The sequence below is a fragment of the Kitasatospora sp. NPDC058965 genome (assembly GCF_042741245.1).
GTDB lineage: Bacteria > Actinomycetota > Actinomycetes > Streptomycetales > Streptomycetaceae > Kitasatospora.
In genome coordinates this window covers 41,820-64,943 of record NZ_JBHYKG010000011.1, presented here as the reverse complement: position 1 = coordinate 64,943, position 23,124 = coordinate 41,820, and the positions used below count along the sequence as shown (strand labels likewise).

Annotated in this window: 16 protein-coding genes; 12 read left to right on the top strand and 4 right to left on the bottom strand. The window is 73.1% G+C overall.

Features of this window, described 5'->3' with window-relative positions:
• Window positions 1–35: 35 nt before the first annotated feature.
• Window positions 36–692, bottom strand: a complete 657-nt coding sequence (locus tag ACFW1A_RS03755; protein WP_380403544.1) for an antitoxin — start codon at window positions 690–692, stop codon at window positions 36–38.
• 132 nt (window positions 693–824) lie between these two features.
• On the opposite strand from ACFW1A_RS03755, the gene miaA reads away from it, so the two are divergent.
• From miaA to hflX, 5 genes are all read left to right on the top strand, one after another.
• Window positions 825–1,760, top strand: coding sequence for a tRNA (adenosine(37)-N6)-dimethylallyltransferase MiaA (gene miaA, locus ACFW1A_RS03750; protein ID WP_380403541.1), 936 nt, complete (start codon window positions 825–827; stop codon window positions 1,758–1,760).
• A gap of 253 nt (window positions 1,761–2,013) precedes the next feature.
• Window positions 2,014–2,502 (top strand): hypothetical protein, encoded by a 489-nt coding sequence (locus ACFW1A_RS03745; protein WP_380403538.1) that lies wholly within the window; start codon window positions 2,014–2,016, stop codon window positions 2,500–2,502.
• Window positions 2,503–2,528: 26 nt separating this feature from the next.
• Window positions 2,529–3,407, top strand: coding sequence for a diaminopimelate epimerase (dapF, locus tag ACFW1A_RS03740; protein WP_380403535.1), 879 nt, complete (start codon window positions 2,529–2,531; stop codon window positions 3,405–3,407).
• Between the two features lie 198 nt (window positions 3,408–3,605).
• Window positions 3,606–5,927, top strand: a complete 2,322-nt coding sequence (locus ACFW1A_RS03735) for a RelA/SpoT family protein (protein ID WP_380403529.1) — start codon at window positions 3,606–3,608, stop codon at window positions 5,925–5,927.
• Between the two features lie 21 nt (window positions 5,928–5,948).
• The gene (hflX, locus tag ACFW1A_RS03730) at window positions 5,949–7,466 is read left to right on the top strand and encodes a GTPase HflX (RefSeq protein ID WP_380403524.1); all 1,518 of its coding nucleotides are present in this window, start codon (window positions 5,949–5,951) and stop codon (window positions 7,464–7,466) included.
• A gap of 69 nt (window positions 7,467–7,535) precedes the next feature.
• Here the strand turns inward: hflX and ACFW1A_RS03725 are convergent, their stop codons facing one another.
• A complete protein-coding gene (locus ACFW1A_RS03725) occupies window positions 7,536–8,654 on the bottom strand; it encodes a trypsin-like serine peptidase (RefSeq protein ID WP_380403521.1) in 1,119 nt (372 codons plus the stop codon).
• A 39-nt stretch (window positions 8,655–8,693) separates the two neighbouring features.
• Complete coding sequence (locus ACFW1A_RS03720) at window positions 8,694–9,827, bottom strand: trypsin-like serine peptidase (RefSeq protein WP_380403518.1); 1,134 nt, start codon at window positions 9,825–9,827, stop codon at window positions 8,694–8,696.
• Window positions 9,828–9,971: 144 nt separating this feature from the next.
• Here ACFW1A_RS03720 and ACFW1A_RS03715 point away from each other — a divergent pair, with 144 nt between their 5' ends.
• Genes ACFW1A_RS03715 through ACFW1A_RS03695 form a run of 5 tightly spaced genes read left to right on the top strand, consistent with a single transcriptional unit; the run spans window position 9,972 to window position 17,608 of the window.
• Window positions 9,972–11,804, top strand: coding sequence for an IucA/IucC family protein (locus ACFW1A_RS03715; protein ID WP_380403515.1), 1,833 nt, complete (start codon window positions 9,972–9,974; stop codon window positions 11,802–11,804).
• The gene (locus ACFW1A_RS03710) at window positions 11,801–12,331 is read left to right on the top strand and encodes a GNAT family N-acetyltransferase (RefSeq protein ID WP_380403512.1); all 531 of its coding nucleotides are present in this window, start codon (window positions 11,801–11,803) and stop codon (window positions 12,329–12,331) included. Before ACFW1A_RS03715 ends, ACFW1A_RS03710 begins: the two co-directional genes overlap by 4 nt.
• On the top strand, window positions 12,331–13,701 hold the full coding sequence (locus ACFW1A_RS03705; RefSeq protein WP_380403509.1) for a lysine N(6)-hydroxylase/L-ornithine N(5)-oxygenase family protein: 1,371 nt from the start codon (window positions 12,331–12,333) through the stop codon (window positions 13,699–13,701). The genes ACFW1A_RS03710 and ACFW1A_RS03705 overlap by 1 nt, the downstream gene beginning before the upstream one ends.
• Window positions 13,679–15,487, top strand: a complete 1,809-nt coding sequence (locus tag ACFW1A_RS03700) for an IucA/IucC family protein (RefSeq protein WP_380403506.1) — start codon at window positions 13,679–13,681, stop codon at window positions 15,485–15,487. Before ACFW1A_RS03705 ends, ACFW1A_RS03700 begins: the two co-directional genes overlap by 23 nt.
• Window positions 15,488–15,499: 12 nt before the next feature.
• Complete coding sequence (locus ACFW1A_RS03695; RefSeq protein ID WP_380403503.1) at window positions 15,500–17,608, top strand: ATP-dependent DNA helicase; 2,109 nt, start codon at window positions 15,500–15,502, stop codon at window positions 17,606–17,608.
• 230 nt (window positions 17,609–17,838) lie between these two features.
• On the opposite strand, the gene lexA is transcribed toward ACFW1A_RS03695, so the two are convergent.
• A complete protein-coding gene (gene lexA / locus ACFW1A_RS03690) occupies window positions 17,839–18,501 on the bottom strand; it encodes a transcriptional repressor LexA (RefSeq protein WP_245984627.1) in 663 nt (220 codons plus the stop codon).
• A gap of 642 nt (window positions 18,502–19,143) precedes the next feature.
• Here lexA and nrdR point away from each other — a divergent pair.
• Window positions 19,144–19,650 carry a transcriptional regulator NrdR gene (nrdR, locus tag ACFW1A_RS03685; RefSeq protein ID WP_380403500.1) on the top strand — a complete coding sequence of 169 codons (507 nt, stop codon included), beginning with the start codon at window positions 19,144–19,146 and terminating at the stop codon, window positions 19,648–19,650.
• 189 nt (window positions 19,651–19,839) lie between these two features.
• Window positions 19,840–22,761, top strand: a complete 2,922-nt coding sequence (locus ACFW1A_RS03680) for a vitamin B12-dependent ribonucleotide reductase (RefSeq protein ID WP_380403496.1) — start codon at window positions 19,840–19,842, stop codon at window positions 22,759–22,761.
• Window positions 22,762–23,124 lie beyond the last annotated feature (363 nt).

Below are 23,124 nucleotides of genomic sequence, written 5' to 3'. Positions count from 1 at the left end.
GGCGGGCCCGGCCCGCCACCGCCCGCCGTGCCGGGTCAGCCCTGCTGGGGACCGGGCTGCGCGTCGCCGCCCTCGGCGGACTCCCCGCCCTGCCCGTCCTGCTCGCCGGCCGGCTTCTCGGCGAAGCCGTCCACCGCGCCCTTGGCCTTCTCGGCGCCGCTGTTGATCTTGTCGCTGTACTTGCCCTTGGTGGCCTTGTCGATCGCGTCGCCGGCCTTGTCGACCAGCTCGTCGATCTTCTCGTTGTGCTGGCCGGCCAGGTGGCTCGCCTTCCCCTTCAGGTCGGTGGCGAGTTCCTCGGCCTTGCCCTTGAGGTTGTCCATCAGGCCCATCGCTTCGTCTCCTGTGTCGGGCCGCTCGGGTCGGCGCGCTGACTGGCTGTCCCCGGCCGGCTCCACCTGCTGCGCGGCGGCCGTGACGGCCGCCAGCAGCTCGGCGACGTCGGCCAGGCCCTCGGGCAGCGCCACGGCGGGCGCCGCGAGGGCGTCCTCCGGAGCCGTCCGGGCGCCGGGGACGCCGGGGGCGGCCGGCGGCTGCTCCACCTCCTCGACGTCCAGCACCGCAACGGCTCCGACCTCGGTGGCGGTCGCCGGCCGATCGGGCTCGGCGGCCGGGGCCGGCACCGTGGCGGTGGCGGGCGTGGTCGTGGTGGCGGCGGGCTCGCGACGGCGGAACCAGCTGAAAACACCCATATTTTCTCCCAAAACTACGCGGTCTGCGGCGGACCCGGCCGCATCCGCGACCGCCAACCGGGCAACGAACCAGGTGGGAGCGGGTCACGTCGCTCGTTCGAGTGGGGGAGGGATGTTTGGGAGACTGAGCGGGTGAGCAGCGCTTCCTCCTTCGTCCCCGTGGTCTGCGTGGTCGGCGCCACCGCGGCCGGCAAGTCCGACCTGGCCGTGGCCATCGCCCGTGAGCTCGGCGGCGAGGTGATCAACACCGACTCGATGCAGCTCTACCGGGGCATGGACATCGGCACCGCCAAGCTCACCGAGGAGGAGCGCGGCGGGATCCCGCACCACCTGCTGGACGTCTGGGAGGTCACCGAGACGGCGAGCGTGGCCGAGTACCAGCGGCTGGCCCGGGCCGAGATCGACCGGCTGCTCGCGGCCGGCCGGCCGCCGGTGCTGGTCGGCGGCTCCGGCCTGTACGTGCGGGCGGCGATCGACGAGATGGAGTTCCCCGGCACCGACCCGGTCGTGCGGGCCCGGCTGGAGGCCGAGCTGGAGCGGGTCGGCCCGGCCGAGCTGCACGCCCGGCTGGCCGTCGCCGACCCGGCCGCGGCCGCGGCGATCCTGACCAGCAACGGGCGCCGGATCGTCCGCGCGCTGGAGGTGATCGAGCTCACCGGGCGTCCGTTCACCGCCAGCCTGCCGACCAACACCGCGGTCTACCCCGCGGTGCAGCTCGGGGTCGCGCTGCCGCGGCCGGAGCTGGACGAGCGGATCACCCTGCGGGTGGACCGGATGTGGCAGGCCGGTCTGCCCGACGAGGTGCGCGCGCTGGAGGCACGCGGGCTGCGCGAGGGACTGACGGCCAGTCGGGCGCTGGGTTACCAACAGGTACTGGCGCAGTTCGCCGGAGAGTGCTCCGAGGAGGAGGCGCGCGCCGAGACGGTGCGCGCCACCAAGCGGTTCGCACGCCGTCAGGAGTCCTGGTTCCGCCGGGACGCCCGGATCCACTGGCTGGAGCGGCCCGCCGGCGCCGCCCCGGCTCAGCTGCTGGAACGCTCGCTGGGGCTGATCGACCGCCAGCTCTGACGGCGGCTTCCGGCCGCCGCACCGACCGGTTCCGGCCATCGGACGGTGCAGCTTCCCCGGCACCTGCAAGTGCAGGGCGGAGCGGCGGTCACGGCCGGATCACGTCCTGGCCACGGATCACTTGGCGACCCGGGTTACGCGCTGTGAGCGCGTTGGGACATGCCATTATCGAGGCAAGAGGGAACGGTCGCGCGGGCCGGGCCCACCGTTCGCGGGCGGCGTCCGTCCGTGTCGAACTCTCAGGGGAGGCCGCGTGTCCACGGGTCCCGGCCCCGAGACCGAAGAGTTCCCCCGGCATGCCCTGGCCGAGGAGGCCTTCGCACTGCCCGCCGTGCTGCCCCCGGAGGACCTGCTGCCGCCGCTCGACCCGGACGTCCCGCTCGGGCCGCCCGCGGGTCCGCTGGTGCTGGAGCGGGAGATCCGCCCGCTGCGCCGGCTGCGCTGGTGGCAGCTGCTGCCGATCGTGGTGATCGGTGTGGTCGGCTCGCTGATGTTCGCCTTCCCGCTCGCCTTCGGCCCGGTGACCGGCGGCTCGATGGTCGCCATGCTCGGCCTGCTGCTCACCTCCGCCTCGGTCGGCTGGGGCGCGATGGCGGCCCGCCGGGCCGGTTACGCCTGGCCCGGACTGCCCCGGCGGGACTCCGGCCGACCGGCCCGCTGGCAGGCCATCGCGGTGTACACGCTGATCGCCTGCAGCGCCTTCGGGCTGGCCGTGCTGCGGGTGGTCCGGCTGCGCGGCTAGCGCCCCGGCTCAGTACCATCGGCGGCGTGAGCAGCGCACCCATTCCCTTCCTCAAGGGCCACGGCACCGAGAACGACTTCGTCATCGTCCCGGACCCGGACGGCCTGCTGGAGATCACCGCGGCCCAGGTGGCCAGGCTCTGCGACCGGCGGGCCGGCATCGGCGGCGACGGACTGCTGCGGGTGGTGCGGTCGGCGAACGACCCGGCCGCCGCCGAGTTGGCCGACCGGGCCGAGTGGTTCATGGACTACCGCAACTCCGACGGCAGCATCGCCGAGATGTGCGGCAACGGGGTGCGGGTCTTCGCCCGGTACCTGGTGCACGCCGGGCTGGTGGCGCCGGGTCCGCTGGCGGTGGCCACCCGGGCCGGGGTGCGCCGGGTCTCGATCGCCGGGCCGGCCGCGGACGGGACCCCGGGCGAGGTCACGGTGGACATGGGCCGGGCCCGGCTGCCCGGCGAGGACGGCATCGAGGTCGGGGTGGGCGCGCGGCACTGGCCGGCCCGCAACGTCAACATGGGCAACCCGCACGCGGTGGCCTTCGTGGCCGACCTGGACGAGGCCGGCGACCTGCTCGCGGCGCCGCGGGTCACCCCGGCCGCGGTCTACCCGGACGGCGTGAACGTGGAGTTCGTGGTGGACCGGGGCGAGCGGCACGTGGCCATGCGGGTGCACGAGCGCGGCTCCGGCGAGACCCGCTCCTGCGGCACCGGCGCCTGCGCGGTGGCGGTGGCCGCCGCCCGCCGGGACGGGGTGGACCCGGCGGTGACCGGTGAGCCGGTGAGCTACACGGTGGACGTGCCGGGCGGGCGGCTGGTGATCACCGAGCACCCGGACGGCCGGGTGGAGAAGACCGGACCGGCCGTGATCGTGGCCGGCGGCGAGCTGGAGCCGGGCTGGCTCTGACGGCCCGTCGGCCCGCGCGGCCCCGCTGACCGAGCGTCAGCGGGGCCGCGCCCTTTCCCCGTTCGGCCCGGCGGCGAATCCGCCCGTTCGAGTGATCCCCTGCACAGAGCGGAAGCGGGGCCTCGCGGAACGTGCTCTGCTCGGTAGCATGGACCACCGGGGCAGTCGTCGCTCCGGTGCTCGCTGCCGGAGGTTGCCATGACCGTCGAGACCGGCCGGCCCACCGGCCAGCGCCCTGACCAGCCCGCTTCCGAGTCGCCCGGCCGTCGCCTGCTGGGCCGCGCCGCCCTGGGCCGCGCGGGGCGGGCCGCCCTGCTGGCCACCGGACGGGCGCTGGTGCCCGATGCGATCGAACCGATCGTCCAGGTGCACCGCCGGCACCATCCGCAGGCCGACCTCGCACTGCTCGGGCGTGCCTACCGGCTGGCCGAGGAGAGCCACCGCGGCCAGAAGCGCAAGAGCGGCGAGCCGTACATCACCCATCCGCTGGCCGTCACGCTGATCCTCGCCCAGCTCGGCGCCGAGACCACCACGCTGGTCGCCGCCCTGCTGCACGACACCGTCGAGGACACCGAGGTGACGCTGGACCAGGTGGCCGCCGACTTCGGCCCCGAGGTCGCCTACCTGGTGGACGGCGTGACCAAGTTGGAGAAGGTGGACTTCGGCGCCGCCGCGGAGGCCGAAACGTTCCGCAAGATGCTGGTCGCCACCGGGGACGACGTGCGGGTCATGGTGATCAAGCTCGCCGACCGGCTGCACAACATGCGCACCATCCGGCACATGAAGCCGGCCAGCCAGGTCCGGATCGCCAAGGTCACCCGGGACGTGCTGATCCCGCTCGCCGAGCGGCTGGGGATCCAGGTGGTGAAGACCGAGCTGGAGGACATCGTCTTCGCCACCCTGCACCCCGAGGAGCACGCCCGGACCAGGGCGCTGATCGCGGCTCAGGAGGCCACCGGCCAGGAGCCCTTCACCGCCTTCGCCGAACTGCTGTCCCGTCAGTTGGCCGAGTCCGGGGTGAGCGCCGAGGTGACCGCGCGGCCGCGGCACTGCGTCTCGGTCCACCGCGAGCTGCTGCGCCGGGGCCGCGGCGGTCGTCCCGGCGAGCTGCACCCGGTCGACCTGGCCCGGCTGCTGGTGGTGGTGGAGGAGCAGGCCGACTGCTACGCGGTGCTCGGCGAGCTGCACACCTGCTGGACCCCGCTGCCGGGCGAGTTCAAGGACTTCGTGGCGGCCCCCAAGTTCAACCTCTACCAGTCGCTGCACACCGCGGTCTCGGTGGACCGGGCGGTCTTCGAGGTGCTGGTGCGCACCCCGCGGATGCACCGGGTGGCCGAGTTCGGCGTGGTCGCCCTGGGCAGCCCGCAGCCGGCCGACCCGCAGTCCGGGGACGAGCTGGACGGTACCGACCCGGCCCGCCCCGGCTGGCTGCGCCGGCTGCTGGAGTGGCAGCAGGAGACCCCCGACCCGGACGCCTTCTGGTCCACCCTGACCGCCGACCTGTCCGACGACGCGGAGATCACCGCCGTCACCGAGGAGGGCGAGACCCTGGTGCTGCCGTCCGGCGCCAGCTGCGTGGACGCGGCCTACCTGCTCGGCGAGGAGGTCGGGCACCGCTGCATCGGCGCCCGGGTGAACGGCCGGCTGGTGGCGCTGTCCACCACGCTGGCCGACGGGGACGTGCTCGGGGTGCTCACCGAGGCCCCGGCCGGGCCGGGCGGCCCGGAGCCCTCCGGGCCGAGCCCGCAGTGGCTGGACTTCGCCCGCACCCCGGGCGCCCGGATCGCCATCGAGCGCTGGCTGGTCGGCCACCCCGCCCCGGCCGAGCCGCTGCCGGCGCCCGCCCCGCCCGCCCCGCCGGTGCTCGCGGTGCCCGCCCCGGCCCGGACCGGGCACCCGGGCCGGGGGCGGCTGGTGATCGCCCCCGGGCACCCGCACGCCACCGTCCGGCTGGCCCGGTGCTGCACCCCGGTGCCGCCGGACCAGGTCACCGGGTTCCAGATCCGCGGCGGTTCGATCGCGGTGCACCGCAGCGACTGTCCGACCGGCGAGCGGATGCGCGGGGACGGGCGCGGGCCGGTGCAGGTGGACTGGGCGCCGCAGGCGGCCGGCGGGCCGGCGGCCGGGGCCGGGTTCCGGGTCACGCTGCAGGCCGAGGCGCTGAACCGGCCGCGGCTGCTGGCCGACCTGACCGCCGCGATGTCCGCGGCCGGGTTGGACATCGTCTCCGCCGTGGTCGAACCGCCCGAGCAGCTGCGGGTGCGGCACACCTACACGGTGGAGCTGCCGAGCGCGGCGGCGCTGCCGGTGGTGATGCGGGCGATGCTGCGGGTCTCGGGGGTCTACGATGTCCGCCGCCCCGGTCTGGAGGCCCCCCGGCCGCCCAGACTGCGCCCGCACGCCCGTTCTGCCGGAAATGCTGGTGACCCCGGGGGCGGGCCCGTGCGACCATCGGAGGGAATTCGGGACCGTTCCGCCGCGTTAGGCGCAGTGGACGGGTCCACCGGATCCACCCCGTAGCCCCGACAATCAAAGGACACGATGACCTCCACGTTCGAAGACCGCGAATTTTCCACTGAGGACGCCGGTCGCAGCGCCCGCCGTCCCGCGGACCTCCGGGCCGAAGCCCTGATGGACGAGGACCTCGCGGCACTCGACGAGGACTTCTCCCAGCAGTTCGACGGGGACCAGTACGACCGCAGCGAGCGTGCCGCGCTGCGCCGCGTCGCCGGTCTGTCCACCGAGCTCCAGGACGTCACCGAGGTCGAGTACCGCCAGCTGCGACTGGAACGCGTGGTGCTCGTCGGGGTGTGGACCGACGGCACGGTCGAGGAGGCCGAGAACTCGCTGGCCGAGCTCGCCGCGCTGGCCGAGACGGCCGGCTCCGAGGTGCTCGACGGCGTGATCCAGCGCCGCGACAAGCCCGACGCCGCCACTTACATCGGCTCCGGCAAGGCCAAGGAGCTGCGCGACATCGTCGCGTCCAGCGGGGCCGACACCGTGGTCTGCGACGGTGAGCTCACCCCGGGCCAGCTGATCCACCTCGAGGACGTCGTCAAGGTCAAGGTGGTCGACCGGACCGCGCTGATCCTGGACATCTTCGCCCAGCACGCCAAGTCCCGGGAGGGCAAGGCCCAGGTCTCGCTCGCGCAGATGCAGTACATGCTGCCGCGGCTGCGCGGCTGGGGTCAGTCGCTGTCCCGGCAGATGGGTGGTGGTGGCTCCGGCTCGTCCGGCGGCGGCATGGCCACCCGTGGTCCCGGTGAGACCAAGATCGAGACCGACCGGCGCCGGATCCGGGAGAAGATGGCCAAGCTCCGCAAGGAGATCGCCGAGATGAAGAAGGGCCGGGACACCAAGCGCCAGGAGCGCCGGCGTCACCAGGTCCCCTCGGTGGCCATCGCCGGCTACACCAACGCCGGCAAGTCCTCGCTGCTCAACCGGCTCACCGGAGCCGGCGTGCTGGTGGAGAACGCGCTGTTCGCCACCCTGGACCCGACCGTGCGCCGGGCCCAGACCCCGTCCGGCCGGGTCTACACCCTGGCCGACACCGTCGGCTTCGTCCGGCACCTGCCGCACCACCTGGTCGAGGCCTTCCGCTCGACCATGGAGGAGGTCGGCGACGCCGACCTGATCCTGCACGTGGTGGACGGCTCGCACCCCGAGCCGGAGACCCAGCTGGCCGCGGTCCGCGAGGTGATCGTCTCGGTCGACGCGCAGAACGTGCCGGAGATCGTGGTGATCAACAAGGCGGACGCCGCCGACCCGCACGTGCTGCAGCGCCTGCTGCGCCGCGAGCCGCACGCGATCGTGGTGTCGGCCCGTTCCGGCCAGGGCATCGACGAGCTGCTCAAGCTGATCGACGAGGAGCTGCCGCGCCCCGCCGTCGAGGTGCAGGTGCTGGTCCCGTACACCCGGGGCGACCTGGTCTCCCGGGTGCACCGGGAGGGCGAGCTGCTCTCCACCGAGCACACCGGCGAGGGCACCCTGCTGCACGCCAAGGTGGCGGCCGAGCTCGCCGCCGAGCTGGAGCAGTACGCGGTGGCCGTCCAGCGCTGAGCCGACACCCGACCGGGCCCGGCCCCCCTCGTCGGAGGGGAGCCGGGCCCGGTCGCGCGTGCGCCGCCGCTACGGCTGCGGCAGCGTGGTCATCTGCTGGAACATGCCCTGCGCCTGGTCGTCCAGCTCGGGGCCGGCCAGCCAGGCCGAGGGGTTCGGGCCGATCGAGGTGTTGCTGACCAGCACCACCTTGCCGCTCGGGTCACGGGTCAGCCAGCCGCCGCCGCTGGAACCGGCGGTCATGGTGCAACCGATGGTCAGCATGGTGGGCCGGTCCGCGTCGAAGGAGAGCTTGGACGGGGCGCCGCCGTCGCAGTACTCCAGTTCCTGGCCGTCGAACGGCCGGGCGGACGGGTAGCCGTAGGCCGTGATCGCGTGCACCTGGTTGCGCGGGGCGTTGAACCAGACCGGCACCGAGCCGCCGACCGTCTCCTCCAGCGACTTGCCGGGCATGTCCGGGTTGGCCACCTGGATGATGCCGGAGTCGTACTGGCTGACCGGACCGCCGGTCTCGCCGCCCTCCGCGACCCACTGCGGGGCGACCATCGCGTAGTCGGCCCACCAGCGCCCGAACGGGGCGACCTGGTCCAGCGTCACCTGCTTGCCGCCGCTGGCCGCACCGGTGCGGTTGTAGTCCGGGACGAAGGCGATGTTCTGCAGCCAGTCGCCGTCCTTGCCGCCGTGCAGGCAGTGGCCGGCGGTCCACACCAGGTTGCTCTTGCCGGGGTGCGCCGGGTCCGAGACCACGGTGCCGGAGCAGACGTAGGTGCCCTTGGGGCTCTTCATGAAGAGCTTGCCGAAGACCGCCATGTTGCCGGTGTAGGGGTGCTTCTCGCCCTTGGCCTGCACGGGGCCGGGCAGCGGGTCGTTCTGGCCGGTGTCGGTGCCCAGCTTGTCGGTGGGCTTCATCGCCTCGGCCGGGGTGGCGCGGTTCATCGCGTCCACCGTCCACAGGTCCTTGACGATCTGGTTCTTGAGCACGTGCTGCTTGGCCCAGTTGGCCCAGTCCGTCGCCTTCCACTTCTTCAGGTCCTGCAGACCGGCCGGCAGACCGGGCTTGGCACTGGCGGCGGCCGAGGCGGTGTCGGTGCTGCCGGTCTCGTCCGGGCCGCAGGCGGCGGCACCCAGGGCGAGGGCGGCGACCACCACGGTGGTCAGTCCGGCGCGGCGGGATATGCGGTACGTCATGTTCGGTTTCCCCGTTGGTTCCGGCGGGCTGACCCGGGGTCAGCCCTTCTTGGCGATGTAGTCGAGGGCGTGCGCGGCCACGTCGTCCAGGTACGGGCCGGCCAGCCAGGAGCTGTTCTCCGGGCCGATCGAGGTGTTGCTGACCAGGGCGGGCTTGCCGTCCTTGACGGCGAACCAGCCGCCGCCGCTGGAACCGGCGGTCATGGTGCAGCCGATCACGTTCATCGGCGGCCGGGTCTTGTCGAAGGACAGCCGGGACGGCTTGCCCGCCTCGCAGCGCTCCATCTCCATGCCGTCGAAGGGCGGCGCGGCGGGGTAGCCGACCGCGGTGATCTTCAGCTGGTCGCGCGGGGCGTTGAACCAGACCGGCACCGAGCCGCCGACCGTCTCCTCCAGCGACTTGCCGGAGGCGCTCTCGCTCTGCACCCGCAGGATCGCGAAGTCGTACTGGCTGGCCGCGCTGCCGTACTCGCCGCCCTCGGCGGTCCACTGCGGCGAGGTGATCGCCTGGGTGGCGTCCCAGATGCCGAAGGGCGCGAACTGGTCGGCCTTGGCCCGCTGGCCGTGGCTGACCGCACCCGAACTGTTGAAGGCGGGCACGAAGGCGATGTTGGTGTACTGCTGGCCGCTCTTGCCGGCGGTCAGGCAGTGGCCGGCGGTCCACACCAGGTTGCTCTTGCCGGGGTGCTCCGGGTCGGAGATCACGGTGGCCGAGCAGACCGCGTGCTTGCCGTCGCCGACGTCGAAGAAGACCTTGCCGTCCACCCCGTACTGCGGCGTGTACGGGTGGGTCATCGCCTTGGCCTGGATCGGGGCGGGCAGCGGGTCGTTGCCGTCGTCGGTGGGCTGCTGCGGCGGGGCCACCGGCGTGGTCGGCTTCGCCAGCAGCATCTTCTCCAGGTCCCAGAAGCCCTTGGCCGCCGGGGTGATGACGTGCTGCTTGGCCCAGTTGTCCCAGTCCTCGAACTTCCACTTCTTCAGCACGTCCAGGCTCGGCAGCCCGGCCGGCAGGCCGGTGGCCGGGCTCGGGCTCGCGGCGGCCGAGGACGCGGCCGGCGGCGGGTTCTGGGTCTCGTCCGGCCCGCACGCGGTGACGGTGAAGAGGGCGAGGACCACGGCGGCGGCGCCGGCCGCCGCGACCGGAGAGCGCCTGGCGCGGTTGATCGGTGACATGCGTTCAGTTCCCCCTAGTGGAGCGGTACGAACAGGGAGTCTCCCATGCGGCATGGACGGCGGCGGTCCGGGGACAGTTGCGGGCGGTGAGAGAAGGTCACCAAGCTGTGACCCGGGCCCGCCCCCGCTCGTTAGCCCAAGCGGATGTCTCCGCATCCCCTTGCGCACCGAGGAGCAGCCTTGAGCACCGCCCTGACCGGAGCCCCGGCCACCGTCCCCCGACAGCTGGACCAGTCCGCCGAGGCGGACCCGCTGCTGCACCAGGATGCCGCGGTGGCGGCCGAACAGGCGGCGGTGGAGGCCCTGTTGCGCTGCTGGTGCCGGGAGACCGGGACCCGGCCGGACCCGGACGGGCTGCTGCGGATCCCGCTGCTGGGCGGCGCGGCGCGGTTGCTGGTGGACGTGCGGCACTGGTCCGACTGCGGCTGGCACCGGTTCGGGCCCGCGGTGCTGGCCGTCGGCGAGGCCGAGAGCGGCACCCCGCTGGACGCGGTGACCACGGCCGCGCTGCTGGCCCGGGCGGCCGCGGCCCGGCCGGAGCAGATCGCCGACCTGGCCGGCCGGGTGGCCGACTCGGCGCAGCGCACCGCCGATCTGCTGCAGCACCGGCGGGCCAACCCGCAGCCCGCGCCCGGCACCAGCGGCTTCCTGCTCGGCGAGCAGGCCCTGCTGCTGGGCCACCCGCTGCACCCCACCCCGAAGAGCCGGGACGGCCTGCCGCCGGCCCAGAGCGCGGCCTACTCGCCGGAACTGCGCGGCAGCTTCGCGCTGCACTGGTTCGCGGTGGACCGCTCGCTGCTCGCGACCGGCTCCGCGCTGACGGTCGGCGCCGACCGGCTCACCGCCGAGCTGCTGGGCGCCCCCGAGCTGCTGCCGGCGGACTGCGCGGCGCTGCCGGCCCACCCCTGGCAGGCCCAGGAGCTGCTGCGCCGGCCCGAGTTCGTCCGGCTGCTCGACCGGGGCGCGCTGCACGACCTGGGCCGGCACGGCGAGCCGTGGTACCCGACCTCCTCGGTGCGCACCGTGCTGCGCCCGGGGTCGCCGTGGATGCTCAAGCTCTCGCTCGGCCTGCGGATCACCAACTCCCGCCGGGAGAACCTGCGCAAGGAGCTGCACCGGGGCCTGGAGGTGCACCGGCTGCTGGAGGCGGGGCTCGGCGCCCGGTGGCGGGCCGCGCACCCGGGCTTCGACATCGTGCGCGACCCGGCCTGGATCGGACTCGACCTGCCCGGCGCGGACCAGGAGCGGCCCAGCGGGCTGGACACCGTGCTGCGCGAGCAGCCGTTCGCCGCCACCGACCGGGTGCGCTGCGTGGCCGGCCTGGTGGCCGAGCGGCCGCTCGGCGAGCAGGTGCCCGGCGTGCCGTCCGAACTCGGCGACCTGGTGCGGGGGCTGGCCCGGCGCACCGGCCGCTCCCAGGCCACGGTCGCCGCCGAGTGGTTCCTGCGCTACCTGGACGCCGTGGTGCTGCCGGTGCTCTGGCTGGACGGCCGGGCCGGGATCGCGCTGGAGGCGCACCAGCAGAACAGCCTGGTGCTGCTGGACGAGGAGGGCTGGCCGAACGGCGGCCGGTACCGGGACAACCAGGGCTACTACTTCCGGGCCTCGCACGCCGAGCGGCTGGAGCAGCAGCTGCCGGGCCTGGGCAGGGCCAGCGACACCTTCGTCGAGGACGCGGTCGCCGACGAGCGGTTCGCCTACTACCTGGGGATCAACCACATCCTGGGCCTGATCGGCGCGTTCGGCTCGCAGCACCTGGCCGACGAGCGGGTGCTGCTGGCCGCGCTGCGCTCGTTCCTGGGCTCGGCAGCGGTGCGGGCCACCGGCTCCGCGCTGCCCGAGCACCTGCTCTCGGCCCCCACGCTGCGCTGCAAGGCGAACCTGCTGACCCGGCTGCACGGCCTGGACGAGCTGGTCGGGCCGGTGTCCAGCCAGTCGGTCTACGTGGCGATCGGCAATCCGGTGGCCGCCGGGTGATCGCCGCCGACACCGGGGCCGGCCCGCTGCTGCTGCGCCCGGTCACCGAGGCGGACCTGCCGCTGCTCACCGGGTGGATGAACGACCCGGCGGTGGACGCCTTCTGGGAGCTGGCCGGACCGCCGGAGCGGACCGCCGCGCACGTGCGCCCGCAGCTGGACCCGGACGGGCCGAGCCGGCCGTACCTGGGACTGCTGGCGGGCGAGCCGGTCAGCTACTGGGAGGTCTACCAGGTGGCCCGGGACCGGCTGGCCGGGTACTACCCGGCCCGGCCCGGCGACCTGGGCGTGCACCTGCTGCTCGGGCCGCCGCGGGCCCGCGGCCGGGGCCTGGGCGCGGTGCTGATCGACGCGGTGGCCGGGGCGCTGCTGGCGGGGTGCGAGCGGGTGGTGGCGGAGCCGGACGTGCGCAACACGGCCAGCGTCCGGGCCTTCGGCCGGGCGGGCTTCCGCACCGAGCGGGAGATCCGGCTGCCGGAGAAGCGGGCCGCGCTGATGGTGCGCGAGCGAGAGCCGAGGAGGGGCTGATGGAACGTCAGGACGAGGAGCGGTACGACCTGCTGGGGGTGGGCATCGGCCCGTTCAACCTGTCGCTGGCCGCGCTGGCCGACCGGGTGCCCGGGCTGCGGGCGCTGTTCTGCGACAGCCGGGAGGAGTTCCGCTGGCACCCGGGGATGCTGGTGGCCGGGGCCCGGATGCAGGTGCCGTTCCTGGCCGACCTGGTCTCGCTGGTCGACCCGACCAACCCGTGGTCGTTCCTCAACTACCTGCGGGCCCAGGAGCGGCTCTTCCCGTTCTACTTCGCCGAGCGGTTCCAGCTGCCGCGCCAGGAGTACGACCACTACTGCCGCTGGGTGGCCGAGCGGCTGGCGAGCTGCCGGTTCGGCACCGAGGTGGTGGCGGTCCACCCGGACCGGGAGGGCTTCGCGGTGGTGCTGCGGGAGGGGGGCGCGCAGCGGCGGGTGCGGGCGCGCAACCTGGTGCTCGGGGTGGGCACCGCGCCGGTGCGGCCGCCCGCCTTCGCCCAGCTGGCCGGGCATCCGGCGGTCTTCCACTCGGGGGAGTACCTGCAGCGGGCCGGGGTGCTGGCCGGCGCCCGGGACGTCACCGTGGTCGGCTCCGGGCAGTCCGGCGCCGAGGTCTTCCTGGACCTGCTGCGCGGGCGGGGCGAGGACGGCACCCGGCTGCGCTGGCTCACCCGGACCAGGGCGCTGGCCCCGATGGAGTACTCCAAGCTCGGGCTGGAGCACTTCACCCCCGACTACACCCGCTACTTCCACGCGCTGCCGGAGGCGGTGCGGGACCGGCTGGTGACCGAGCAGTGGCAACTGCACAAGGCCGCCAGCGCCGAGACCCTGGCCGACATCCACGACCTCCTCTACGAGCGGACCATCGGCCGCCCGATCACCGAGGTGCCGGCCGAGATCACCCCGGGCACCGAGGTGACCGCGGCCCTGCCCGGCCCGTGCGGCGGGCTGGAGCTGCGCTGCCTGCACCGGGACTCGGGGGTGCGCAAGGTGGTGCGCACCGACGCGGTGGTGCTGGCCACCGGCTACCGGGCCGAGCACCCGGCCCTGCTGGAGCCGCTCGCGGAGCTGATCGACTGGGACGAGCAGGGCCGGTTCCGGGTCGACCTGGACCACCGGGTCGCCGCCGCGCCCGAGCTGGCCGGCGGACTGTACGTGCAGAACGCCGAGTTGCACACCCACGGCGTGGGTACGCCGGACCTCGGGCTGGGTGCGCACCGGGCGGCGGTGATCCTCAACGCCGTCACCGGGCGCGCGGTGCACCGGCTGCCGGCCCGCACCGCCTGGACCAGCTTCGCCCCGGCCGCGCTTCCCGCCCAGTCCGCCGCCGTCCCCGAGGAGTCGTACCGTGCCACGTCCGCCCGCCGATGAGTTGTTGACCCCGACCCGCTGGCAGCAGGCCGGCCGGGCGCTGCTGGCCAAGTTGCTCGGGGAGTTCAGCTACGAGGAGCTGCTGGCGCCCGAACCGGCGGGCCCGGACGGGGCGTACCGGCTGCGGCTCGGCCCGCAGCGGCCCGAGTACCGGTTCACCGCCCGGCGCGGGGCGTACGGGAGCTGGCAGGTCGACCCGGACTCGGTCAGCGGCGGGGACCCGATCGCGTTCCTGCTGGAGGCGCGCGACCTGCTCGGGCTGACCGGGGACACCACGGGCCACCTGGTGCGCGAGCTGACCGCCACGCTGCTGGCGGACGTGCGGGTGGCGAGCGGGGCGCCGAGCGCGGCCGAGCTGGCCGAGCTGGACCACACCGCGCTGGAGGGGCACCAGGGCGGGCACCCGTGGATCGTCTTCAACAAGGGCCGGCTCGGCTTCTCGGCCACCGACGCGGCCACCTGGACCCCGGAGGCGCGCCAGTTGCAGCCGCTGGAGTGGCTGGCGGTGCACCGGGAGCTGGCCGAGTACCGGGGGACCGGGGAGCTGGCCGACGCCGAGCGGCTCTACCAGCAGGAGCTGGACGCCGAGGTGCTGGCCGGGTTCCGCAAGCGGCTGGTCGAGCGGGGGCTGGACCCGGGCCAGTACCTGCTGCTGCCGGTGCACCCCTGGCAGTGGGACGAGACCGTGCTGCCCCTGTTCGCGCCCTGGATCGCCGACCGGCGGATCGTCAAACTGCCCGCCGACCTGGACCTGCGGCTGCCGCAGCAGTCGATCCGGTCCTTCTTCAACGTCACCAGCCCGCTGCGGCGGACCGTCAAACTGCCGCTCTCGGTGCTCAACACACTGGTCTGGCGGGGGCTGCCGACCGAGCGGACGCTGGCCGCGCCGGCCGTCACCGCCTGGATCCACCAGCTGCGCGACCGCGACCCGTTCCTGCGCGACGAGTGCCGGGTGGTGCTGCTCGGCGAGGTCGCCTCGGTCACCGTCGAGCACCCCTACTACGCGCGGCTGCCGGAGGCTCCCTACCAGTACAAGGAACTGCTGGGGGCGATCTGGCGCGAGCCGCTGGGGGCGCACCTGGAGCCCGGGGAGCGCGGGCGGACGCTGGCCGCGCTGCTGCAGACGGGGTCGGACGGGCGCAGCCTGGTGGAGGAGCTGATCGCCCGCTCCGGGCTGACCGCGCGGGACTGGACGGCCCGGCTGTTCGCGGTGATGCTGCCGCCGCTGCTGCACTTCCTCTACCGCTACGGCACCGTCTTCTCGCCGCACGGGGAGAACGCGATCCTGCTCTTCGACCAGCGCGACGTGCCGGTGCGGCTGGCGGTCAAGGACTTCGTGGACGACGTCAACCTGAGCGACCAGGACCTGCCCGAGCTGCGCGCGGTGCCGCCGCAGGTCGCCGAGGTGCTGCTGCGCGAGGCGCCGCAGGGGCTCTGCCAGTTCCTGCACGCGGGACTGTTCATCGGGGTCTACCGCTACCTGGCCCCCCTGCTGGAGCGGCGCTGCGGCCTGCCCGAGCACGAGTTCTGGGCGATGCTGCGGGCCGCGGTCCTGGCCCACCAGCGGCGCTTCCCGGAACTGGCCGACCGGTTCGCGCTCTTCGACCTGCTGACGCCCGAGATCGACCGGCTCTGCCTGAACCGCAACCGGCTGCTGCTGGACGGCTACCGCGACGCGCCGCACCGCCCGCACGCGGCCGTGCACGGCCGGGTGGCCAATCCGCTGGCGGCGGAACCGGCGGTCCTCCCCGGTCCGCGCGGGGGTGTTGTCACTCCCGCCCCGTAGGGTGGAAGCGCCATGACGAACGACTCCGCAACCCAGCTGCCGACCGACGAGACCGGTGTCGACGCCGACACCGCCGTCCAGGACGGCGCCGACCGCATCCCCGAACTGCTGCACGCCGCGGTGACCGCGGTCGGCGGCGGCGAGCGGCCCGGCCAGATCAGGATGGCCGAGGCCGTCGCCGCCGCGGTGGAGGGCGCCGAGCACCTGCTGGTGCAGGCCGGCACCGGCACCGGAAAGTCGCTGGCCTACCTGGTGCCGGCCCTGGCGCACGGCGACCGCGTGGTCGTCGCCACCGCCACCCTCGCACTGCAACGGCAGCTGGTGGAGCGGGACTTGCCCCGCACCGTGGACGCGCTGCACCCGCTGCTGCGCCGCCGCCCGCAGTTCGCCATGCTCAAGGGCCGGTCCAACTACCTCTGCCTGCACCGGGCCAACGAGGGCACCCCGAGCGAGGAGGGCGAGGGCCTGTTCGACCCGGCCGAGGCGCTGGGCGGCCCGAGCAGCAAGCTGGGCCAGGACATCCTGCGGCTGCGCGACTGGGCGGACGAGACCGAGACCGGCGACCGGGACGACCTGACCCCCGGCGTCTCGGACAAGGCGTGGGCCCAGCTCTCGGTCACCTCCAAGGAGTGCCTGGGCGCCAGCCGCTGCGCCTACGGCCAGGAGTGCTTCGCGGAGAAGGCCCGGGAGCGGGCCAAGCTGGCCGACGTGGTGGTGACCAACCACGCGCTGCTGGCGATCGACGCGATCGAGGGCGCCCCGGTGCTGCCCGAGCACGAGCTGCTGATCATCGACGAGGCGCACGAGCTGGTGAACCGGGTGACCGGCGCGGCCACCGCGGAGCTGACCGTCGGCGCGGTCAACCGGGCGGTGAAGCGGGCGGCCCGGTTGGCGAACGAGAAGGCGGTGGACGCGCTGCAGGCGGCCGCCGAGAGTTACCACGGTCTGATGGAGACCGCCCAGCCCGGCAAGGTCGACGAGCTGCCCGAGTACCTCGGCTACGCGGTGGCCGCGATCCGGGACGCGAGCCGGCTGGTGATCACCTCGCTCGGCGAGACCCGGGACAAGAGCCTGTCCGACGAGGACGTGGTCCGCAAGCAGGCGATGGCCGCGGCCGAGACCCTGCACGAGACCACCGAGCGGCTGCTCTCCGAGTCGCCGTACGACGTGGTGTGGATCGAGCGCAACGACCGGTACGGGCTGGTCCCCGCCTCGCTGCGGGTGGCGCCGATGACCGTCTCCGGGCTGCTCCGGGAGAACCTCTACGGCGAGCGCTCGGTGGTGCTGACCTCCGCCACCCTCAAGCTGGGCGGCGACTTCACCGGGGTGGCCGCCTCGGTGGGCCTGCCGGCGGAGGGGCGGCTGCCGGACGAGCGGGCCGCGGCCGAGCCCGCCCGCAAGGGCGGCGAGGACGCGCCGCCGTACTGGCGCGGACTGGACGTCGGCTCGCCGTTCTCCTACCCGAAGCAGGGCATCCTGTACGTCGCCAAGCACCTGCCGGCGCCCGGTCGGGAGCCGGAGCGGCCGCAGATGCTGGACGAGTTGGCCGAGCTGATCGGCGCGGCCGGCGGACGCACGCTGGGGCTGTTCTCCTCGATGCGGGCCGCCCAGCTGGCCGCCGAGCAGCTGCGCGAGCGGTTGGAGGTGCCGATCCTGCTGCAGGGCGAGGACACCCTGGGCGAGCTGATCCGGGCCTTCGCGAGCGACCCGCAGACCTGCCTGTTCGGCACCCTGTCGCTCTGGCAGGGGGTGGACGTGCCCGGTTCGGCCTGCCAGCTGGTGGTGATGGACCGGATCCCGTTCCCGCGGCCGGACGACCCGCTGATGAGCGCCCGGCAGAAGGCCGTGGAGGAGGCCGGCGGCAACGGCTTCATGGCCGTGGCGGCCACCCACGCCGCACTGCTGATGGCACAGGGGGCCGGGCGGCTGGTGCGGGCGGCGGACGACCGCGGGGTGGTGGCGGTGCTGGACCCGCGCCTGGCCACGGCGCGGTACGGCGGCTTCTTCCGGTCCTCGATGCCGGACTTCTGGTACACCACCGACCGCAACCAGGTGCGCCGCTCGCTGGCGGCGATCGACGCCAGCGCGCCGGCGGTGCGGCCGGTCGCCAAGCGGTCCTGAGGAGTCGCCGGGCGGTCCGGGGCATGTGTCGAGGGGCCTCCTGGGAAGGGCCTCCTGGGCCTGCGCCGGGCGGTCCCCGGCCGGTCGCCGAGCCGTCCGGGGCATGCGTCGAGGGGGTCCGGTGGACCCCCTCGTGGCGTTCGGTGACGGCTGTTCAGCGCCTGCTGCCCGGCAGCGCGTGGTGCGGTGCGCTGCGTGCTGCTCGGGGCCTGCGCTGTACCGCGTGCTGCTCAGAGCCTGCGCAGCACCGCGACGACCTTGCCCAGGATGGTGGCGTTGTCGCCCGGGATGGGCTCGTAGGCGGGGTTGTGCGGCATCAGCCAGATCCGGCCGTCCTCGCGCTTCAGGCGCTTGACGGTGGCCTCGCCGTCGATCATCGCGGCCACGATGTCGCCGTTCTCGGCGACCGGCTGGCGGCGGACGGTGACCCAGTCCCCGTCGCAGATGGCGGCCTCGATCATCGAGTCGCCGCGGACGGTGAGCGCGAACAGCTCGCCCTCGCCGACCAGCTGACGCGGCAGCGGGAAGACGTCCTCCACGGTCTGCTCGGCCAGGATCGGCCCACCGGCGGCGATCCGGCCGACCAGCGGGACGTAGGAGGTGGAGGGGCGGCCGGCGGCCTCGGCGGTGTTCGGGCGGCTGACCTCGACGCCGCGCACCTCGTAGGCGCGCGGGCGGTGCGGGTCACGCCGCAGGAAGCCCTTGCGCTCCAGGGCCATCAGCTGGTGGGCCACCGAGGAGGTGGAGGAGAGCCCGACCGCCTGGCCGATCTCCCGCATGCTCGGCGGGTAGCCGCGGCGCTGGACGGAATCCCGGATCACGTCGATCACCCGGCGCTGGCGCTCGGTCAGCCCGGCCTCGTCGGTGCGGATCCCGGGCGGACGCCCGGGCATCGAGCGGACCTGACCGTTCGGCAGGCCGAGCGGGACGTCCTGCACCGAGGCGTGCTCGACCTGCTGGTCCGCGAGGTAACCCGGCGTGCTGCCCGGGCGCTGGCTGTCGCTGCGGTCCATGCTCCTACGGTCCTCCTGCACGGGGATGCCGCGGGTGTCGGCGATCGTGTTCTGGGTGGCGGTGTGACTGGTGCTACTGGCCTGTACGGCGCTCACGGTGGCCCCTCTCGACGGGCGGTTCCCCTTGCTTGCCCAGCCCAACGGCAGCACCTATCGAAAGGTTGCGCCAAACACACGTTCGAGTGAATTATTTCGGAGTCGGCTGACTCGATCAAGGCTTTGGGTGTATGTCGATTAAATGTTCGATCCCGTCGATTCTAACCCGCCCCTCGCGGCCGTCCGGGTGAGACCGGTCCAGGTGGCCGAAAAGCGCCCCGCCGACTGACCAGCACCGATTGCGCCGGGTGAGTTCCGAGTCACTGACTTCCCGCGTGGCGAGTGGTGCGTTGCCCCAGATCTTGTGGTTGGGTAGCTCATCGCAGCCCACAAGTTGTGGTCCCGCGTGATTCGATCTTCGTCGCGTGGCCTAGACTGTGGTCTGCTCGTCCCGCTTCGGAGTCCGTCAGGAAGGGAGTCGTTCCGGTGCACTGCCCCTTCTGCCGGCACCCCGACAGCCGTGTGGTCGACAGTCGGACCACCGATGACGGGAGCTCGATCCGTCGGCGGCGCCAGTGTCCCGACTGCGCCCGGCGCTTCACCACGGTGGAGACCGCGGCGCTGATGGTGATCAAGCGCAGCGGGGTGACCGAGCCGTTCAGTCGGGAGAAGGTGATCTCCGGCGTCCGGAAGGCCTGCCAGGGTCGCCCGGTCACCGAGGACGCGCTCGCGCAGCTGGGCCAGCGGGTCGAGGAGTGCGTGCGGGCCAGCGGTAGCGCCGAGCTCTCCACCCACGACGTGGGGCTGGCCATACTCGGACCGCTGAAGGACCTGGACGTCGTCGCGTACCTGCGGTTCGCGTCGGTCTACCAGGCGTACGACGGACTTGCGGACTTCGAGGCCGCCATCACCGAGTTGCGCGGTGCCGAGCGGTCCAGCCAGGCGGAGGAGGACGGCGACCGCGCCGTTCCGGTCCCCGCCGCCACGCCCTGAGGCAGCGGGACTCGGTCGAGCCCGCCCCCTTGGGGCATCAGTGCGCCCGAAAACGGCGCCCATTCCAGACAAAAAGGTGCGAACCGGTCGGCGTCCCCGGCCTGCCCGCCCATCAGGAGAAGCGAAGCAGCGGTACCCCAGCGGCGACAATTGGGGTATTCGGGGCATATGCCCAGGAGGAGGAGAGCAGTGACTGACACGACGAGCGGCAGCGCACGCGGGTCGAAGTCCGAGAAGGCGGCCAAGGGAGCCAAGGCCCCCAAGGGCGGCCTGCGGATCGAACGCATCTACACCACTCCTGGGGTGCACCCCTACGACGCGGTCACCTGGGAGCGCCGCGACGTCGTCATGACCAACTGGCGTGACGGCTCGATCAACTTCGAGCAGCGCGGCGTCGAGTTCCCCGACTTCTGGTCGGTCAACGCGGTGAACATCGTCACCTCCAAGTACTTCCGCGGCGCGGTCGGCACCCCGCAGCGCGAGTGGAGCCTGAAGCAGATCATCGACCGCGTGGTGCTCACCTACCGCGCCGCCGGCGAGAAGAACGGCTACTTCGCCTCCGCCGCCGACGCCGAGGTCTTCGAGCACGAGCTGACCCACGCCCTCCTCCACCAGGTCTTCAGCTTCAACTCGCCGGTCTGGTTCAACGTCGGCACCAAGCAGCCGCAGCAGGTCAGCGCCTGCTTCATCCTGGCCGTCGACGACTCCATGGAGTCGATCCTCGACTGGTACAAGGAAGAGGGCATGATCTTCAAGGGCGGCTCCGGCGCCGGCCTGAACCTCTCCCGGATCCGCTCCTCCAAGGAACTGCTCTCCTCCGGCGGCAACGCCTCCGGCCCGGTCTCCTTCATGCGCGGGGCCGACGCCTCGGCCGGCACCATCAAGTCCGGCGGCGCGACCCGCCGCGCGGCCAAGATGGTCGTGCTGGACGTGGACCACCCGGACGTCGAGGCCTTCATCGAGACCAAGGTGAAGGAGGAGGAGAAGATCCGCGCGCTGCGTGACGCGGGCTTCGACATGGACCTGGGCGGGGACGACATCACCTCGGTCCAGTACCAGAACGCCAACAACTCGGTCCGGGTCTCGGACGAGTTCATGACGGCGGTCGAGAACGGCACCGAGTTCGGCCTGCGCGCCCGGATGACCGGCGAGGTCATCGAGACCGTCGACGCCAAGAAGCTGTTCCGCAAGATGGCCGAGGCGGCCTGGGCCTGCGCCGACCCGGGCATCCAGTACGACTCGGTGATCAACCACTGGCACACCTGCCCCGAGTCGGGCCGGATCAACGCCTCCAACCCGTGCTCGGAGTACATGCACCTGGACAACTCCAGCTGCAACCTCGCTTCGCTGAACCTGATGAAGTTCCTGCGGGACGACAGCGCGGCCGACGGCGGTCAGGGCTTCGACGCCGAGGCCTTCGCCAAGGTGGTCGAGCTGGTCATCACCGCGATGGACATCTCGATCTGCTTCGCCGACTTCCCGACCGAGAAGATCGGCGAGACCACCCGCGCCTACCGCCAGCTGGGCATCGGCTACGCCAACCTCGGCGCGCTGCTGATGGCCACCGGCCACGCCTACGACTCCGAGGGCGGGCGCGCGCTGGCCGGCGCCATCACCTCGCTGATGACCGGCACCGCCTACCGCCGCGGCGCCGAGCTGGCCGGCGTGGTCGGCCCGTACGACGGCTACGCCCGCAACGCCGCCCCGCACCAGCGGGTCATGAAGCAGCACGCGGACGCCAGCTCGGTCGCCGTGGCGCTGGACGACCTGGACGCCCCGGTCTGGGCCGCGGCCAACGAGACCTGGCAGGACGTGCTGCGACTCGGCGCGCAGAACGGTTTCCGCAACGCCCAGGCCTCGGTGCTGGCCCCGACCGGCACCATCGGCCTGATGATGGACTGCGACACCACCGGCGTCGAGCCCGACCTGGCCCTGGTCAAGTTCAAGAAGCTGGTCGGCGGCGGCTCGATGCAGATCGTCAACAACACCGTGCCGCGCGCGCTCAAGCGCCTGGGCTACCACGGGGAGTCGGTGGAGGCGATCGTCGCCCACATCGCCGAGCACGGCAACGTGGTCGACGCCCCGGGCCTGAAGCCGGAGCACTACGAGGTCTTCGACTGCGCGATGGGCGAGCGCTCCATCTCGCCGATGGGCCACGTGCGGATGATGGCGGCGATCCAGCCGTGGATCTCCGGCGCCATCTCCAAGACGGTCAACATGCCGGAGGCGGCCACCGTCGAGGAGGTCGAGGAGATCTACTTCGAGGCGTGGAAGCTGGGCGTCAAGGCGCTGGCGATCTACCGCGACAACTGCAAGGTCGGGCAGCCGCTGTCGGCCAAGACCAAGACCCCGGCGGCCGAGTCGACCGCGGCCGCGCCGGTGGCCGCGGCGGCCGCCGCGGCCGAGAAGGCCGTGGAGAAGGTCGTCGAGTACCGCCCGGTCCGCAAGCGCCTGCCCAAGGGCCGTCCCGGCATCACCACCTCCTTCACGGTGGGCGGCGCCGAGGGCTACATGACCGCCAACTCCTACCCGGACGACGGTCTCGGCGAGGTCTTCCTGAAGATGTCCAAGCAGGGCTCGACCCTGGCGGGCATGATGGACGCCTTCTCGATCGCGGTCTCGGTCGGCATGCAGTACGGCGTGCCGCTGGAGACCTACGTCTCGAAGTTCACCAACATGCGCTTCGAGCCGGCCGGTCTGACCGACGACCCGGACGTGCGGATGGCCCAGTCGATCGTCGACTACATCTTCCGCCGCCTGGCGCTGGACTTCCTGCCGTTCGAGACCCGGTCCGCGCTGGGCATCCACTCGGTGGAGGAGCGCCAGCGGCACCTGGAGACCGGTTCCTACGAGCCGCTCGAGGACGAGGACGTGGACGTCGAGGGCCTGGCCCAGTCGGCGCCGCGGACCAGCACGGTGGAGACCCCGAGCCGGGTGGAGGCGCCGGCCCCGGCCGCGGCCAAGGCCCCGCACAACTCGACCGAGCTGCTGGAGATCCAGCTGGGCCTGAACGCGGACGCGCCGCTCTGCTTCTCCTGCGGCACCAAGATGCGCCGGGCCGGCAGCTGCTACGTCTGCGAGGGCTGCGGCTCGACCAGCGGGTGCAGCTGATCACCGGTTGCCGTGATGCGGTGATGCGGTGACGGTGGGCTGAGACGACCGAGGGGCGGTCGGACCGGGTGTTCCGGTCCGACCGCCCCTCGGTCGTGTGCGGGCGGTGGTTCGGGTGCGGGTGGGTGGCGGGCGGTGGCTCGGGTGCGGGTGGGTTGCGGTTCGCCGTGTGAGGGTGGCGCCTTGGCCAGGTGCGGGAGGTGCCTGGGGCGTGTGCGACAGGTGCCTCGTTCGTGGCCGGAGCTGGCCGGTGCGGGCAGGCTTGCTGGACATCACGTCAACTGACCGTTTGAGTGCATGATCTGAGTCGATATGATCTATTGACCGCGTGAACTGATCATGCAGCTCCCGGCTGCCGGAGGC

What these genes read in the sequence shown, in the direction of transcription:
- ACFW1A_RS03755 (WP_380403544.1), bottom strand. Translation starts at nt 692, where the DNA reads ATGGGTGTTTTCAGCTGGTTCCGCCGTCGCGAGCCCGCCGCCACCACG.
- ACFW1A_RS03735 (WP_380403529.1), top strand. Translation starts at nt 3,606, where the DNA reads ATGACCGTCGAGACCGGCCGGCCCACCGGCCAGCGCCCTGACCAGCCC.
- hflX (WP_380403524.1), top strand. Translation starts at nt 5,949, where the DNA reads ATGACCTCCACGTTCGAAGACCGCGAATTTTCCACTGAGGACGCCGGT.
- ACFW1A_RS03725 (WP_380403521.1), bottom strand. Translation starts at nt 8,654, where the DNA reads ATGACGTACCGCATATCCCGCCGCGCCGGACTGACCACCGTGGTGGTC.
- ACFW1A_RS03720 (WP_380403518.1), bottom strand. Translation starts at nt 9,827, where the DNA reads ATGTCACCGATCAACCGCGCCAGGCGCTCTCCGGTCGCGGCGGCCGGC.
- ACFW1A_RS03715 (WP_380403515.1), top strand. Translation starts at nt 9,972, where the DNA reads ATGTCTCCGCATCCCCTTGCGCACCGAGGAGCAGCCTTGAGCACCGCC.
- ACFW1A_RS03705 (WP_380403509.1), top strand. Translation starts at nt 12,331, where the DNA reads ATGGAACGTCAGGACGAGGAGCGGTACGACCTGCTGGGGGTGGGCATC.
- ACFW1A_RS03695 (WP_380403503.1), top strand. Translation starts at nt 15,500, where the DNA reads ATGACGAACGACTCCGCAACCCAGCTGCCGACCGACGAGACCGGTGTC.
- lexA (WP_245984627.1), bottom strand. Translation starts at nt 18,501, where the DNA reads ATGCCCGGGCGTCCGCCCGGGATCCGCACCGACGAGGCCGGGCTGACC.